Source organism: Neobacillus sp. K501 (genome assembly GCF_053749995.1).
Window position 1 is genome coordinate 156,205 of sequence record NZ_JBSLYA010000008.1, and the last position, 16,644, is coordinate 172,848.

Annotated in this window: 16 protein-coding genes and 1 riboswitch; of the genes, 10 read left to right on the plus strand and 6 right to left on the minus strand. The window is 39.0% G+C overall.

Annotated features, from left to right (window positions below):
- Window positions 1-7: 7 nt before the first annotated feature.
- The 3 genes from thiO to ACWM35_RS18130 all read right to left on the minus strand — a co-directional run bounded on the left by thiO (window position 8) and on the right by ACWM35_RS18130 (window position 3,399).
- Window positions 8-1,138: a glycine oxidase ThiO gene (thiO, locus tag ACWM35_RS18120; protein ID WP_454820254.1), complete on the minus strand. Its 1,131-nt coding sequence runs from the start codon at window positions 1,136-1,138 to the stop codon at window positions 8-10.
- Complete coding sequence (locus ACWM35_RS18125) at window positions 1,122-1,766, minus strand: thiamine phosphate synthase (RefSeq protein WP_454820255.1); 645 nt, start codon at window positions 1,764-1,766, stop codon at window positions 1,122-1,124. Before ACWM35_RS18125 ends, thiO begins: the two co-directional genes overlap by 17 nt.
- Window positions 1,767-1,877: 111 nt before the next feature.
- Window positions 1,878-1,986: riboswitch (TPP riboswitch) on the minus strand.
- A gap of 66 nt (window positions 1,987-2,052) precedes the next feature.
- Window positions 2,053-3,399, minus strand: coding sequence for an MFS transporter (locus tag ACWM35_RS18130; RefSeq protein ID WP_454820370.1), 1,347 nt, complete (start codon window positions 3,397-3,399; stop codon window positions 2,053-2,055).
- A 231-nt stretch (window positions 3,400-3,630) separates the two neighbouring features.
- Between ACWM35_RS18130 and ACWM35_RS18135 the strand changes: the two genes are divergently transcribed.
- From ACWM35_RS18135 to ACWM35_RS18170, 8 genes are all read left to right on the plus strand, one after another.
- On the plus strand, window positions 3,631-5,463 hold the full coding sequence (locus ACWM35_RS18135) for a sensor histidine kinase (RefSeq protein ID WP_454820256.1): 1,833 nt from the start codon (window positions 3,631-3,633) through the stop codon (window positions 5,461-5,463).
- Entirely contained in the window at window positions 5,435-6,136 is a 702-nt protein-coding gene (locus ACWM35_RS18140; RefSeq protein ID WP_454820257.1) for a response regulator transcription factor, read from the plus strand. The genes ACWM35_RS18135 and ACWM35_RS18140 overlap by 29 nt, the downstream gene beginning before the upstream one ends.
- Window positions 6,137-6,236: 100 nt before the next feature.
- On the plus strand, window positions 6,237-7,523 hold the full coding sequence (locus ACWM35_RS18145) for an ABC transporter substrate-binding protein (RefSeq protein WP_454820258.1): 1,287 nt from the start codon (window positions 6,237-6,239) through the stop codon (window positions 7,521-7,523).
- Window positions 7,524-7,584: 61 nt separating this feature from the next.
- The gene (locus ACWM35_RS18150; protein ID WP_454820259.1) at window positions 7,585-8,277 is read left to right on the plus strand and encodes a hypothetical protein; all 693 of its coding nucleotides are present in this window, start codon (window positions 7,585-7,587) and stop codon (window positions 8,275-8,277) included.
- Window positions 8,278-8,291: 14 nt separating this feature from the next.
- A complete protein-coding gene (locus tag ACWM35_RS18155) occupies window positions 8,292-9,227 on the plus strand; it encodes a carbohydrate ABC transporter permease (RefSeq protein WP_454820260.1) in 936 nt (311 codons plus the stop codon).
- Entirely contained in the window at window positions 9,217-10,053 is an 837-nt protein-coding gene (locus tag ACWM35_RS18160) for a carbohydrate ABC transporter permease (RefSeq protein WP_454820261.1), read from the plus strand. The genes ACWM35_RS18155 and ACWM35_RS18160 overlap by 11 nt, the downstream gene beginning before the upstream one ends.
- A gap of 27 nt (window positions 10,054-10,080) precedes the next feature.
- Entirely contained in the window at window positions 10,081-11,421 is a 1,341-nt protein-coding gene (locus tag ACWM35_RS18165) for an FAD-dependent oxidoreductase (protein ID WP_454820262.1), read from the plus strand.
- A 46-nt stretch (window positions 11,422-11,467) separates the two neighbouring features.
- A complete protein-coding gene (locus tag ACWM35_RS18170; RefSeq protein WP_454820263.1) occupies window positions 11,468-13,117 on the plus strand; it encodes a DUF4127 family protein in 1,650 nt (549 codons plus the stop codon).
- Window positions 13,118-13,217: 100 nt separating this feature from the next.
- Here ACWM35_RS18170 and ACWM35_RS18175 read toward each other — a convergent pair whose 3' ends face one another.
- Window positions 13,218-13,772: a GNAT family N-acetyltransferase gene (locus ACWM35_RS18175; protein WP_454820264.1), complete on the minus strand. Its 555-nt coding sequence runs from the start codon at window positions 13,770-13,772 to the stop codon at window positions 13,218-13,220.
- Window positions 13,773-13,823: 51 nt separating this feature from the next.
- Complete coding sequence (locus tag ACWM35_RS18180) at window positions 13,824-14,402, minus strand: hypothetical protein (RefSeq protein ID WP_454820265.1); 579 nt, start codon at window positions 14,400-14,402, stop codon at window positions 13,824-13,826.
- A 175-nt stretch (window positions 14,403-14,577) separates the two neighbouring features.
- On the opposite strand from ACWM35_RS18180, the gene ACWM35_RS18185 reads away from it, so the two are divergent.
- Together ACWM35_RS18185 and ACWM35_RS18190 are read left to right on the plus strand one after the other, a co-directional pair.
- Window positions 14,578-14,775, plus strand: coding sequence for a hypothetical protein (locus ACWM35_RS18185; RefSeq protein WP_454820266.1), 198 nt, complete (start codon window positions 14,578-14,580; stop codon window positions 14,773-14,775).
- A 104-nt stretch (window positions 14,776-14,879) separates the two neighbouring features.
- A complete protein-coding gene (locus ACWM35_RS18190) occupies window positions 14,880-15,869 on the plus strand; it encodes an NADPH:quinone oxidoreductase family protein (protein WP_454820267.1) in 990 nt (329 codons plus the stop codon).
- 124 nt (window positions 15,870-15,993) lie between these two features.
- On the opposite strand, the gene ACWM35_RS18195 is transcribed toward ACWM35_RS18190, so the two are convergent.
- On the minus strand, window positions 15,994-16,596 hold the full coding sequence (locus tag ACWM35_RS18195) for a LysE/ArgO family amino acid transporter (RefSeq protein WP_454820268.1): 603 nt from the start codon (window positions 16,594-16,596) through the stop codon (window positions 15,994-15,996).
- Between the last annotated feature and the right edge of the window lie 48 nt (window positions 16,597-16,644).

Below are 16,644 nucleotides of genomic sequence, written 5' to 3' on the forward strand. Positions count from 1 at the left end.
AACCCCCCTAATGCATTATTTCTAGTGTTCTTTCAATACGAAAAGCAGTGAGCAGGGTATCATCGGAACTTCTGCCATCAAGCAAATCTGCCACAAGCTTTCCGGTAACTGGGCTTAAAAGGATCCCGTTTCGATAATGCCCGGCAGCCACAAACATTCCTTTCCATTCAGGATGTTCTCCGATATAAGGATTACCATCACCGGTTTGTGGCCGAATGCCAGCCCATAGTCGTTCCAAAGCCAGATCCTTGATCTGAGGTACAAGGTGAACCGCTCTTTCTATTAATCCAGCAATTCCTCCAGGTGTGACAGTTTGATCAAAAGTATGTTCGACCATCGTGGCCCCAATATAAATTTCGCCATTTCGTTTTGGAACGAAATAACAACGTTTATCTGAAAAGAGGGTGGTGTGAAGAATCGGCTTGTCGGTTTTCACTGAAAAGCATTCACCTTTTACCGGATACACTGGAATATCCACCCCGGTAGTTTTCATTAAGTTGGCCGCCCATGCACCAGTAGCGATTACTACCTGGTCACAATAAACCTCCCCACACGATGTTTTCACTCCAATCACGTTGCCATGATCATAGATAAAAGAGAGGACGGCGGTGTTTTCACGAATTTCTGCTCCAAAATGAATAGCTCCCTTGGCGAATGCTTGCGTTAATTTTGCAGGTTGAACATGACCGTCATTGGGAAGATACATTCCTCCAGCCACACTGGGGGATAGAGCTGGTTCCATTTCTCGTATTTCGGTAGATTTGAGCCATTGAATAGCAGGGTCCCAATTTCGTTGAAAATCAACCTGTGTTTTTAAATCAATGGCCATTTCTTCCGTTTCGGCAATCTTCAACATCCCTTTTTGGACAAACTCAATATCGATTCCGGTACATTCGAATAACTCACGTGATAGCGAAGAAAACATCGCCTGACTTTTTAAAGCCAGTTGGAAGAGGGGGCCGTTTTGTTCCAATTCAGCTTGAGCAGCCAGCATGCCAGCAGCCGCACTCGATGCTTGACAAGCCAAACGCTCTTTTTCTAAAATTAGAACTTTTTTTCCCATTTTGACTAGCTGATAGGCAATAGAGCAGCCAGTCACTCCTCCTCCGACAATGACAACATCAAATGATTTTTTCACGATTTCCATCTCCAATTTTTAATGCTTTTACGTAAGCTTTTACGGCAGATAATGGATCGCAAGCGTCCAAAACACCAGACATGACTGCAATTCCTATTGCTCCAGCTTGAAGGACCTGATGGGTATTCTCTGGTTTTATACCGCCAATCGCAATGACTGGGATAGGTAGTTGTGAGATTTTCCTTAATTCCTCTAATCCTTTTGGCACCATTCCTTGTTTTGATGGGGAAGGAAAGACATGACCATATAGTACATAATCAGCTCCTTCCTCGAGGGCTTTTTGTCCTTCATCATAGGAGTGGATAGAACTGCCTATCCTAAGCTGAGGAAAGGCGCTTTTTACAATAGCAGCTTCTAAACTATGAAAGGCTAATTGGACTCCTGCAGACCTCGATACGCATGCAACATCCACCCGATCATTGATAATGATCTTTGATAAGGGGATGTCGGATTTTGAGAAAAGCTCTACCGCTTGAAAAAGCTCCCGTGCTGTTTTTTGCTTTTCACGTAAGTGGACCGCCGTGACAAAAGGGTGGATTTCGACTAAAATCTCACACAATTGTGCCATCGACATTTTTCCATTGGAGATAATATGCAACTCTTTTAAACTTGTGAAAATGTAAATCACCTCCTACTGGAAGTATCCGCTTTCTTATAAATGAGATGAAAACAAAAAACCACTTTCCGTTAGATAAGAAAGTGGTTGAAAATTTGAAAAATTATCCCCTTGGAGTTTCAAATATCATGTTTTCCACTTCCCTACGCTGGTATAATCCAGATCAGGTTCATAGAGTCCCGAAGTTACACTTCAATCTCAGCCCTTTAAAAAGGCACCTCTAGCGGATAGAATTTCCATATAAAATTGTAATTTTTACCTGCGTGTATAATATAACACGATTGATAGAATTGTCAAATTATTTTTCGGGTTTCCTATTCGATAGGGAAGGGGGGGGATCAGATGTTTTCTCTAATGTAAGTCCACCCTTGTTACTCTTTACATACCAAATAACAACAGGAAAGAGCAGTAGTGCAAGTATACCTCCGGAAAGTGTGAGGGTGGCATAACTGGATCCAGCGACAACTACCCCTGAAAGGACTCCACCAGCAGCCCCCGATAATGCAATCAAGACATCGATAGATCCTTGAGTCTTTGCGCGAGTGGACGGTGTGGTCGCATCGACAATGAGAGTCGTACCACTTATTAAGCCAAGGTTCCAACCAAGTCCAAGTAGTGCGAGAGCAAGGGTGAGAACAAGCATGGAATCACCTGGAGCAATTGCGGCTAAAATTCCAGCAGCAAGCAATGTAAAGCCAGAAGCAATGGACATGGCATTTCTGCCAATTCTATCAACTAGCACTCCTGTCACGAGCGAGGGGAGATACATGGCCCCGATATGTATCGCAATGACCATCCCAACCTCATTTAACCCATGTCCATGATGCTTCATGTGTAAGGGAGTCATTGTCATAATGGCAACCATCACAATTTGGGTTAAAACCATTACAGTGGCACCCACCAGGATTCCTCGATTGTTAGTGCTATTTGTTTGATCCGTATGAATCGATTGATTTTTGTCTGATAAATTCTTAGCTGTAATGGCAGCTGCAACCAAAAGAGGGTCTGGACGCATAAAAATGACAAGGAAGACACCCGCTAGGATATAAGCTGCAGCCGCTAATAAAAAGGGACCAGCTAATGCTGGAATATGGATCGCAGTTGCAAATTGCCCCATTACGCCAACTAAATTGGGACCTGCAACGGCACCCAATGTAGTAGAGACCAGTGCGATACTAATCGCTGTTGCCCTTTGCTTCGAATTGGCTAGATCTGTACCTGCATAACGCGCTTGCAGGTTGGTTGCGGACCCAGCACCATAGATTAATAGTGTTGCAAAAAATAAAAAGATGTTACTCGTGATGGCTGATAAAACAACTCCGAGAGCACCGATTCCTCCAACGAGGAAACCTGCTGCAAGTCCTGTACGGCGTCCAAATCTCTGCGAAAGGCGCCCCACAAGATAGGCTGCACCTGCGGAACCAAAAGTGAACAGAGCAGTGGGAATCCCTGCATAAGCATCAGTACCCAGCATCTCCTGTGCAAGGAGTGCTCCCACAGTCACACCGGATGCCAGTCCGGCTCCTCCGAAAATTTGCGAGAGGACTACAATAAGTAAAGTACGTTTATATAATTGCTGTTGCTTTTTGGGGTCATCAATATAACTCTCTACCCATGATGGAACACTGTTCACTTCATTTGCTATTTGTGCCAATTCTAAGCCCCCCTTGAAGGTGATTTGTAATACCTTGTTATCTTCGTAATTTTCTTAAAAATGGAAATAAAAGTGTATTACCATATTATCAGCTATGGACCTATTTCTGTAAAGATTGTTGTGTTGTTTACGCTATGGTGATCTCAATGATTACAAAGGAATTTGTATAAATATGTAGAAAGTGTTAGTTATCCTAATAACGTAAGGGGAAATCTAAAAGATATGAGAAAGCTATATCATTCATTTAAAGAGTACCTGCTTTCCCTTCCATATCGAGTAAAATTAATACTTGTTTTTTCATTACTTATTGTCCTAACAGCAACAATTTTGGGAAGTATCACTTACATTCAATTTTCAAAATCGAGCCAGGACAGAACTGAGAACTATCAAGTACAATTGGCTGATCAAATCAATCAAAATTTAAATCGCTATCTAAAAGAAATGCAAATTATTTCATTGTCTCCACTATATGACCAAGAGGTACTGGATATTTTAAAATCTCACCGTATAAAACAGGAACACACTTCCTTTCCACCGGCAGCTGAAAGAGTACCAATGTGGAGATATATTTCAAGTCTCATTCATATGAGGAATGAAATTAGAGGAATTCATATTATGGCTAATGATGGAACCATTTTCAGCAATTTAGATTCGAATACTGTCCTGCTAAAGGTGTTCGAAACAGATAACGAATGGATAAAACAGATTAAGAAGGCCGATGGGGAGTGGGTTCTCCTCGCTCTTCACCAACCAAATTATTATTTAAATAAAGATACTTCTGTCTTTTCAGTAGCAAGACTTATTCGAGATCCCTCTACATACGAACCGCTGGGAATTATTAAAATTGATTTAAAACAGGAATTAATTAAAGAGATTGTAAGTAATCCAGATGAGAAGAGGAAGATTTTTCTCCTGGATAGGAATAATCAATTTATCTACCCAAACAAGAAAGAAAAAATGATTGAATCTTCCTTTCTAACAGACATTGAAAGGATCAAGGTACGTAACTATTCAAGTATTCCTATTGATGGAACGGACTACATGATGGTGTATAAACAATCCGATTACTCTGGTGTTAAAACCATTATGCTTACTCCCCGGAAAAGTGTATTTAGTGAAGTAAATCATTTACGCCAAGTGATGATAATCGTTGTTTTGATTGGAATCCTTATCTCGTCTTTATTAGGATTTTTACTTTCAAAACCGCTGGTAGGGTCGATTCACAAACTAAAGGAGGCAATGGTGATGGCGGAAAAAGGGAATTTCTCACAGAGGGTTCCCGTTATTTCAAATGATGAAATTGGAGAACTTGGTAAAGGATTTAACCATATGATCAATGAAATTGATCGCCTTGTAACTGAGGTTTACAAGACTAGTTTACGGGAAAAGGAGGCAGAAATTAGAGCGCTGCAAAGTCAAATGAATCCGCACTTTCTCTATAACACGTTAGAATCCATCAATATGCTAGCGATTACAAAAGGGAATTTTGACGTATCAGATATGGTTACATCATTAGGTAAATTACTTAGGTATACAATCGATAATTCATCGAAAATTGTTACGTTGGAACAAGAGTTATCGTTTATTCGCTCTTACGTTTCAATTCAAAAGGTCAGAATTGGTCAACAACTCGAATATAGCGAAAACATTGAATCAGGTTTACAATATGTACTACTTCCAAAACTGGTATTACAGCCACTTGTTGAAAATGCCATTGTTCATGGGAAATTGAAAGAAAATGGTCATATTTGGGTGAATGCACATGCTGAGAAACAACAGCTGTCCATTTCCATTCGTGATAATGGACAAGGGATTAGCAGCGAACAATTAACCAAGCTTAAGAGTTTGATAGAAACTCACACTATTTCATCTTCAGAGACACATAATGGGATCGCACTATCAAATGTCCATGAACGTTTGCAGTTGTTATATGGAAAGGAATATGGAGTTACAATCGATGGTGAAGAACATAAGGGATTTTCAGTCACATTGGTAGTACCTATGCAAAGAAAAGGAGAACAAAAGAATGAAAGAGATTTTAATAGTCGAGGATGAGGCGATTATAAGACAAGGATTAAAGATTTTACTAGAACAGGTGATAGGGGGGTTTCATGTAACAGAAGCAAATAGTGGGGAAGAAGGTTTATCCCTCCTACATCAAAGAATCCCCCATTTGGTAATTACGGATATCAGAATGGGAGGGATTGATGGTCTTACGTTCATTTCAAAAGTGAGACAGATATCCAATGATATTCCAGTCATTATTTTAAGCGGTCATAGCGAATTCGAATATGCACGTACCGCTATGCGATATAAAATTACGGACTATCTATTAAAACCGATTAATCGAGTGGAGCTATCCGAGACGATATCTAAAATTTTCAAGCAGGAAAACAGGGAGGTAATCGATACTTCCAAACAATTTAATAATATTCTGCAATACATTGATGATCATTTAAGTAAAGAGATTACCTTAAAAAATATTGCTGCACATGTATACTTGAATCCTCAGTATGTGGGCCAACTATTTAAGTCAGAACTAAACAAAACCTATACAGAGTATATCACCGAAGAACGCTTGAAACGAGCAAAGCAATTATTAAAGAATACTAGTTTAAAAGTGTACGAAGTTGCTCACCTATCAGGATATAGAAGCCCAAAGCACTTTATGACCATCTTCAAACAGGAGGTTGGCATCACTCCTGTTCAATACAGAAAAATGTCATAATATTATAAAACTTCTAGGATTTACGAACTATTTCTCGTTTTGAGGGGATATTTTCACTTAGATTTCTTACTTAAAATAAGAATCAAAGGGGGTAGGAATAATGAAAAAGCTTGGAATCATTTTTTTAACGATGCTATTGATAGCGTTTTCTGTGGCATGTAGCAAAGATGCAGGCACTGAAACAAAGAATAATGGCTCCAAAGAATCAAAAGATGATCCAGTAGAATTAACCTTTATGATGTGGGGAAATGAAACTCATCAAGAAGTGTACAACAAACTGATTGCGAAATTTAATGAAACACATCCGAATATCAAGGTAAAGATGGAGAGTGTACCATTTCCAGACTATCAGCAAAAAATAACCGTATTAGCAGCTGGTAGGGAACTGCCAGATGTAGGCTGGGTGGCTGAGAGGATGGTTCCTCAGTTTATGGAAAATGGATTGCTAGAAGATGTTTCTTCCTTTAAAGAGGATAAAGAGTACAATATGGATGACTTTTTCCCATCGACGCTTGATTTATTCGAAAAAGAAAACAAATTATACGGAATTCCTTTTTCAACACCACCTATGGTTATGTTCTATAACAAAGACCTATTTGTAAAAGCGGGTGAAAAAACTCCAAATGAACATGTCGCAGCAGGAACATGGAACTGGGAACAGTTCGAAAAGTCTGCAAAAGCGATTTCATCTGATGGTGTATATGGTGCGAACTTCTTCCGTGATTGGAATACGTGGATTGCCTTACTTTCTCATACGTGGAGTAATGGAGGCGATTTGTTTAACAAAGATCAAAGTAAATTCACTTGGAATAGTACCGAAGGTGTCGAAACACTAAAAATGCTTGAGCGGATGATGTTTAAGGATTCTTCCCATCCTAAAGCCGGTGAACAAGTAGCCTTTGATTCTGGAAAAATTGGAATGTTCTTTGATGTATATAGCTATGTATCAGCAGCCCGTAATGTAAAAGATTTTGCCTGGGATATTGCACCACTTCCGGAAGGAACGGAAGGACGTTTCCCAATGTTGGGTCAGGCTGGATATGGTTTATTTAAAGGATCAAAACATCCTGAAGAAGCAAAAGAATTACTGAAATTCTTTACAAGTCAAGAGGGTATCACAGCGACATCCACATTCTTCGTACCACCGCGTGAATCCGTTTTAAGCTCTGATGAATTCATCAATCAGCCAAATAATCCACCAGCGGAAAGCATTAAAAATGCGGTTCTTGATGAAATGGATAATGCACGTCTTCAAGCTGGACATGTCGAATGGCAAAAAATTGATACTGCAATTCAATTCGGATTCGATGAATTATTTGGTCAGTTGAAAAAACCAGAAGAGATCTTAAAAGGTATGGAAGAAAAAATTAATCCAATATTAAAATAAGAAAAGATGCGGTTAACCTGTAAAAGGCTTAACCGCATACCTTTTACAGGGGTGAAAATCTGTGGCTGTGTCTTTATCGCAAATGTTGAAAGAAAAGAAAATGACTTTAATCGTGAGTTTGCCAGAAAATCGTTTGGATTTAGCGAAGGCTGCGATCCAAGCAGGAGTAGATGCGGTTAAGCTCCATGTTAATGTAGACCATCGGGCATCCGGGAATCACTTTGGTTCAGTAGAATCGTATGAAGAAGTATTTCGCAGTATTAGGGATGAATTTGCTGGACCCCTTGGAATTGTTCCTGGCGGGTCGTTTGAAGATATAAAACAACAAGAAATGGAGAAGTTAATTGAACTTGGTTTTACTTTTTATTCCATATATGCCCATCATCTACCAAGTTGGATGCTCGGTCTCAACCATATTGAAAAAACGTTTGCGATTTCAAGTGACTATAACTTTGACATCATCAAAAGTGTTAAACCTTTAGGTATTTCAGCTTTAGAAGCTTCGATAATTCCTGGGGAAGAATATGGATCGCCGCTGACCTTTAAGGATGTACTTGCTTATCATTCCCTAGTCACAAACGTCGATATTCCGGTACTTGTTCCTTCGCAAAGAAAACTTGTGCCTTCAGATATTCCCCTATTGGCAACTGCGGGGGTTAGAGCTATTATGCTAGGGGCAATCGTAACGGGATATACGGAGGAGAGTATTCAAATAGCAATTCAATCGTTTAGACAGGAAATCGATTCATTGTAAAGGGGGGTAGAAGGATGGGGGCAAACATCGAAACAACGAAACAACTGCCCTTGAAAGGGTTTAAGCGGAGGAAGAAATTTTTCGGAAGTGAAGCGTTTTATGGTTATCTTTTTGTCAGTCCAATGGTTCTAGGTTTCCTCGTCATTATGTTATTTCCACTCATTTATTCATTTTATATGAGTTTAACTGATTGGCAGCTTCTAGGTAATCCAAACTTCATTGGAACAGAAAACTACCAACGATTAGTGAATGATCCAGAATTTTGGGAAGTACTCAAAAACACCTTAATTTTTTCAGCTGGACTGGTGCCGACAAATATTATTCTGGCCCTGCTTTTGGCTTTATTACTGCAACGGAATCTGCCTGGGATAGGCCTATTTCGAACGGCGATATTTATTCCGGTTATGACCTCGATTGTGGTTTGGTCAATTATTTGGAAGTATATGTTTGGAACAGAAGAGGGATTTATTAACCAAATACTAGCTGTCTTCGGCATAGATGGTCCTGCCTGGCTTTATGATCCAGATTTGGCAATGGGAGCCGTTATTGCCGTTAGTGCTTTGAAAAATGTTGGTTTAAACATGGTTCTATTCCTAGCAGCTCTGCAGCAAGTTGATCGAAATCTATATGAAGCTTCACATTTAGATGGAGCAAACAAAATCAAACAATTTCGTCATGTGACACTTCCGATGATTACCCCGACGGTTTTTTTAACCTTAATCTTAACCATTATTGGCTCGATGAAGGTATTCGGACAAATTTATGTGATGACAAATGGAGGTCCAGGGAATCATACAAAGGTTTTAGTTTACTATATTTGGGAAAATGCTTTTAAATTATTTGATTTTGGATATGCATCAGCAATTGCACTCGTTTTATTTATCATTATCTTGGTCTTTACGATCATTCAATGGTCTGCAAGAAAAAGGTGGGTGTTCCATGAAGAATAAGAAGAAAACCGGGATCTTGACAAAAATATCTTTTTACGGGGTATTGGCGCTTATATCACTTATCATGATTGTCCCGTTTTTATGGATGATCAATACATCATTTAAGGATTCTACAAAAATATTCATTTTCCAGTTCATTCCAAAGCCGTTTAGGTGGGAGAACTATCTACAGGTATTAGAATCCACACCATTTCACCTTTTTTATTTTAATAGCTTCTATATTGCTATTTTAGTAACCGTGGGTACTATATTTCTCGGTTCATTAGCAGGATATGCATTTGCCAAGCTGAAATTTAAGGGGAATTCTATCCTTTTTCTCTGTTTATTGAGCACGATGATGATTCCAGTCGAGGTGATCACGATCCCTTTATTCCTATTTATGAGAGATTTAGGGTTAATCAATACCCATGTCCCATTAATTGCGATTCCGATTTTAGGGCCAGCAGGGGTATTTGGAGTTTTTGTAATGCGACAGTTTTTTTTACTGGTGCCAAAGGAACTGGAGGAGGCGGCTAAATTAGATGGCTGCTCGTATTTCCGAATTTATTGGAACATCATGCTCCCTTTAGCAAAACCAGCTATCGCCACCCTTACAATTTTCACCTTTTTAACAAGCTGGAATGAATTCTATGAACCACTTATTTATATTAACTCGAAAGAACTGATGACGTTGCCACTAGCATTGGCGCTATTTACGGATGAGGTAGGAACAAAATGGGAGCTGCTAATGAGTGCCTCTGTAATGGCAACCGTCCCTTTATTGATTATATTCTTTTTTGCTCAAAAGCAGTTTATTGAAGGTGTTACGATGACCGGTGGAAAGTAAAACACAGATAAAAAGGATGTGTTTAATTTGTACAGAGAACTAGAATTTGATGTTGTCGTTGCAGGGGGAGGTCCTGCTGGCATCAATGCTGCGGTAGCTTCTGGTAGATCAGGAGCAAAAACAATTTTAATTGAACGATATGGTTTCTTAGGTGGAATGTCCACGGTTTCACTTGTTTATCCGTGGATGACTTTCCACACCGATTCAGGGAAACAAGTTATTAAAGGCATTGCCCAAGAGATTGTAGAACGATTAATGGAGCAAGGAGGTTCACCCGGTCATTTACGAGATACAGTTGGGTTCACCAACACACTGACACCCTATCATCCTGAAAAATATAAGCTATTAGCTATAGAGATGTTGGAAGAAGCAGGAGTAGAATTACTCGTGCATAGCTTCGTTGATCAGGTCCAAGTGGAAGCGAATCAGATAACCTCTATTAGTCTAACAACTAAATCCGGACCGATACAAGTAAAGGCAAAACGATTTGTAGATGCAACAGGGGATGCCGATCTTGCTTACTTATCGGGGGCTCCTTGTTTAAAAGGGAGGAACCATGATCAAAAAACACAGCCGATGACCATGAAGTTTCGGATGCGAGGCGTTGACCTTAAAAAAGTAAAGGAAGTAATGAAAGCAAATCCCGGTAATTTTTATAAAAAAACCCCGATTGATGAATTGAATGATATTCCGATTACCGGAGTACAGGGGTTTTATAAAGAATGGAATGAATCAGGAGTTCCAATCAACCGCGATCAGGTGTTGTTCTTTGCAGGTCCGGAAGACGATGAAGTTTTGGTTAATTGTACGCGTGTCCAAGGGTTGGATGGAACGGATGTATTTGATTTAACAAAAGCGGAAAAAGAGGGCAGAAAGCAAGTACTCATGATGGCTGAATTTTTACAGCAGAAGATACCAGGCTTCGAAAGGGCATCGATTTCAGCGGTTGGAACTCAAATTGGTATTCGCGAAACAAGACGTATTGATGGGATGTATGCCCTTACAATTGAGGATGTCATTGCTGGAAAGAAATTTGACGATACGATAGCACTTAGCGGCTATCCGATTGATATCCATGACCCGACAGGTAGGGGCGTCCAAGCAAACGACATCGAAGGGGACGGAAGTTATGGGATTCCATACCGATGTCTCGTACCTAAAAGAATAGAGAATTTATTGGTAGCGGGCAGGTGTATTTCCACAACCCACGAAGCATTAGCGACAACAAGACTCACGCCAAGTGCCATGGCAACGGGACAGGCAGCAGGAACAGCTGCAGCACTTTCAATAAAAGAACATGTATCACCAAAAGATCTAGATGTTAAAAAACTTCAAGAGATTTTAAAAGATAATGGTGTCGTTATTTAAGGGTGAACAGATTTCGGAAACTTAAATATTTCTAAGGAGGAGACGTATGAACCGGTTGAAGAGTATCTTTTTGGTTTTTCTTGCTACACTATTATTGTTTAGTTCAGCGGGTATCATCCATGCTAAGGAGAACAAGAAGGCATTGGCAAAAATTATATTGGTTCCATTAGATGATCGCCCTGCCAATGTATACTTTCCTGAGCAGGTTGGTGCTTCAGCAGGGATAGAAGTAATAACCCCTCCAACGGAGTTAATCGGAAAATTTACCGAACCAGGGAATGGCGCAGATATCAGTAAATGGCTGTTAGAAAATGGCGAGCAAGCGGATGGGTTTGTTATTTCTACCAGTATGCTTGCCTATGGCGGATTAATTGCATCCCGTACCGGTGTCAAATCACTTGAAGAGGCAACAGCAGATATTCAAATAATTAAACAATTAAAACAGAGATATCCTGGTAAACCTGTGTATGTCTTTGATACGATTCAACGATTAGCGGTAACCGCAATTAGCGATGAATATTTAAAATACTATTCACTGATTAGTGAGTGGGCAGTGTTATATGACAAGGTTGTCAACTTAGGATTGCCAGGAAAAGAGCACTTGGATGAATTGGAAAGGCTCATTCCTAAAGCCGTACTTGAAGATTATAAGAAGGCAAGAGCAAGGAATCATTCTGTTAACAACCTGATGATTGACTGGGTGGATCAAGGGTATATTGATTATTTAATTTTAGCCCAAGATGATGCTGCTCCACATGGACTGCATCGTGCGGAAAGAGAGCGATTAATTGAAAAAGTAAATGTGCTTGGTGTAAATGACCAAGTTGCTGTTTTCCCCGGTGCCGATGAAGTCGGAGTGGTATTGGTCTCTCGTTTTATCAATGAATTATTCAACACATCGCCAAGCTTCTTTATTGAATACGGTGGAATCCATGGAAAGGATTGGATTGCCCCGTTTGAAGATACGACCTTCGATTATAATGTAAAAAAACACATCGAGGCCACTGGAGGAGCAATTACTGGAGACGATGCGAACGCTGACATTCATCTTCTTTTAAACACACCTTCTGAAAACGGGAAACCACGAGCAGAAGATATTACGAAGCTAGTGAAGAGAACGAAAGATCTGATTTCAAGTGGAAAACAAGTCGCGATTGGTGATGTTCTAGTCGTCAACAAAGCGGATGAAGCTTTTGTTACCGAGCTCGCTGCTTCCGTTGATTTAACAAAAATCTTGGCCTATAGCGGATGGAACACGGCAGGGAATGCGTTAGGGATAACAGTCGGGCATGCAGCCGCACGAGAAGCATTTTTAGAGCAAAAATCGGGATTCGGTGTGCCATTATATGAAGAAGCAGCTGAATCACATTATGAATTTTTACTCCATCGATTTTCTAAAGACCAAGGGTATAAAAATGTTGTTCATCCTGCAGCAAGAACATACATTCAACAAATCGGCGCCAGTGAGTGGGATCTTGGAAATAAATACGAGCTGGTCAACAACTTTGTAAAAGAACGATTAACGATTGAAACAGAAAAATGGTACCAACATTTTGACCAAAAGAAAGTTTACATTGGCTCTAGAGGAAATAAAGATTTTTACAAAACCATATCATCATTGGATAGTGTTCATATTAAACTACCTTGGCCAAGAATATTTGAGGCAGAGTTAGAACCAGGTTTAGAATTACAATAACTAATGATCCATGTTAATAAAATAATGATTAAATCACTGAGACGTTCACTAATTATTGAACGTCTTTTTAGTGTGTAGATGTGACAAATCTCTAACAGAGTTACTTCAATCGGAATGATTTCTTGTGGAATTTTTCGATATATTTGAATAAGGTTTTTCCAGACTCCAGAATTCTGATTTCGTCGTGCAGTTCACGTACCATTGCCATATAGGGTTCTGGTACCCAAATATAATGATGGACATAATCATCTATCAGATTGAATCCGCACTTTTCCCAGAATAGGATACGGTCAAGGTTTTTAGGGGTATTTTCACATTCAGCTTCAAGCAGTATGGAATCATATTCAGCCTTTAAAAGCCCCCACTTTTCAATATATTTAACCAATTTCCTGCCGATCCCATACCCTCGGTAAATCTTACGGACAGCAAGATAATCAATCAGTAATATTCGGGAGTCTTTTATGGAACCAGTCAGAGCCATCGCTGTTACATCACAACCCTTCATTGCAACATGAAGAGAGCAAAGCTGATTTTTAAACATATTTCTTATGATTTTCTCCGGCTTTCCGCCATGATCAGCAAATGCATCTTGATAGATGCTCTTGGCTTTATCCCAAGTGGCTTCATCCCATTGTTCAGTTGTGATAAAATCCAAGGCTCAAGCCTCCTATAGTCTAGTATAAAAGTAAAAGATAGTTGAAAGAAATCACATTTCTATAGGGGTAAAATGACTGGGAACGTGCACATGTTCAGTTTTATCATTATGAAGATAACCTTCTAACTTTCCTTCATACATTATTTGAAATGTAGGAACGTTTTGCAAATCAGCTGGTGATATAAGTGAAATCGGTTTATCAAAATGAAACATATTGGATTCTATTAATACAGAGGCAACAAATTGAGAACAAAAGAAAGCCTTTTTGCGTTTAATTGGCTTATTAAGGATAAAGCCGAATAATCCTATAAAATTATAATGATATTGCTCCTTATGTTCCTCGATTTCTTGTAAATAGTATTTCATTTTTTTGATTTGAAGTTCTGTTGCTGTGAATGAATAGATGGCGCACTCCGCATCTTTGAACAAGCCCGTCCTCACATTTTCTCTAACAAATCCTCCAATGAAAGGGTTACGTGCTGTTTTCCTTCCAAAACTATATACTTCTGATAAATGGGAATCAAAGGCGATCGATGCATGATTATATCGTTTTTTCGTATATAGTTTGATCAATTTTGTTAAAAATGAGCCTGTATTTGTTAGAAGAATATATACCTTTTTTTCCACCATTGTTACCTCCTCATTAGCAGACTATTGCTGTCTACAGTATACTTACAAAAACCTAAGAATTACTTAATAGAATTCTTAAGAAATTCTTAAAATCAGTAAGTGAAAGTTTCCTTTCTACGTCCATTTTTAATGGTATAATTAATAAATTATTTATTATATTAATTGAGGTTCAATGATGAAGGTATATACACTTAAAAGGAAATTTAATGGATATAAAAAAGGAACACAGTTTTACATGATTACAGAATCAGAATTTATTGGGATTAAAGAGTTTGTTATGAGGACAAAAGATTTAAAGAATACAATTTCGATTAATGAAAGTGAACTTCTTAAGAATTTTATTTTTATAAAGGAGATCTATTCTATTAATTAATCAGCAGGAAATAAATTTCTAAAGGTATTTTTTTGTAGATTTAGGTTCCATTCTTTTATAATAAATTTATAAATTCTTTTCAAATCGGAAGGAGTAAAGGCTGTATGCATACATTTAACGCCTTAGTTATAGATAAACAAGAAGACCAATTTTCGGTAAAACCCGAAAAACTCACACCTCAAGATTTACCTGAAGGAGAAGTCTTTATTCGCGTCCATTATTCTGGTGTGAACTATAAGGATAGTCTCGCAACGATTCCAAATGGTAACATTGTCAAGACCTTTCCCTTTGTACCAGGAATTGATTTAGCGGGAGTGGTAGTTTCATCTGAAGATCCTCGCTTTCAAGAAGGCGACGAAGTGATTGCAACAAGCTATGAGATCGGTGTTTCCCATTACGGTGGTTATAGTGAGTATGCTCGTATTCCTGCTAAGTGGATTGTTCCACTTCCAAAAGGTCTTACGTTAAAAGAATCTATGATTATCGGAACAGCGGGTTTTACGGCGGCATTGTCCATCCAAAGACTTGAAGAAAATAGTCTAACGCCGGAAAAAGGTAAGGTTCTGGTCACAGGTGCAACGGGTGGGGTTGGCAGCTTTGCTGTCTCTATTTTCTCGGCTCTTGGTTATCAAGTTGAAGCAAGTACTGGCAAGGAAACCGAAGAAGGGTATTTGAAGAAGCTTGGGGCGGCTTCAATTGTTGCACGAGATGAGGTTTTTGATGGGAAAGTCAGAGCTTTAGGTAAACAGAAATGGGCTGCTGCTGTTGATCCTGTTGGTGGCGAACCACTGGCTTCTTTATTAAGTCAAATTCAATACGGTGGTTCAGTCGCAGCAAGCGGGTTAACTGCTGGGACAAATCTCCCGACCAATGTATTCCCTTTTATTTTACGAGGAGTAAATTTATTAGGAATTGATTCTGTATATTGTCCGATGGAAACACGATTGAAAGTATGGAACCGCTTAGCAACAGATTTCAAACCAGCAAATCTAGAAGATTTCATTCAACAAGAAGTAACACTCCAGCAACTTCCAGTTGTTTTACCAAGTCTTCTTAAAGGTGAGGCAAGAGGAAGAACTCTCGTGAAATTATGAAAAAGTGGGACGAGATAATATAAATCTCGTCCCTTTTTGTTAGACTTCTTATATTCCATGTTTATTGGTTGAAGAACAATTCCGACCCAGAATGTGTTCAACCTAGCCTAATAAATCCTCAAAATCACACTAAACCAATGGAAATATAAAGGGCGGTTCCCCAGATAAATAGGGCAGAGCATTTGTTGAATATTTTCATTAAACTTCCTGTTCCATCTAAATTCTTTATGACGGCACCGGCTAACGTTAATCCAAAGAACCAAATCCATGAAACTAAAATACAAGCAAGGATAAATAATATTTGTTCGGTTCCGACATATTTTAATGCACTTGTCCCAATCACACCGACTATATCTAAGATGGCATGTGGATTTAATAAGGAAACAGATAAAGCGAAGATGATTTGTTTTTGAATCGGTAAGGCATTATTTGTTTCATTTGTTGTCGGTTCAGACCGCCAAATGACATAACCCATGTATAATAAAAACAAAATGCCAGCAATCATTAGGGTCATTCGCAGCCACTCAAATTGTAGGACGATCACGGATAAACCATATACAGCTAACAGAATCAAAAGTGTATCGCACATAGCAGCTGTAATGGTGGCCGGAAGTGCTCGATGTAATTTTGGCTGGGTTGCTCCTTGCGAAAAGACAAAAACATTCTGCACTCCTAGAGGTAAAATAAGACCAAAGGCTAGGATGATTCCATGTAAAATGGGTTCCATAAAGTCAACTCCTTTTCAATTCCTATCTTACTATGATAAAACTAAAAG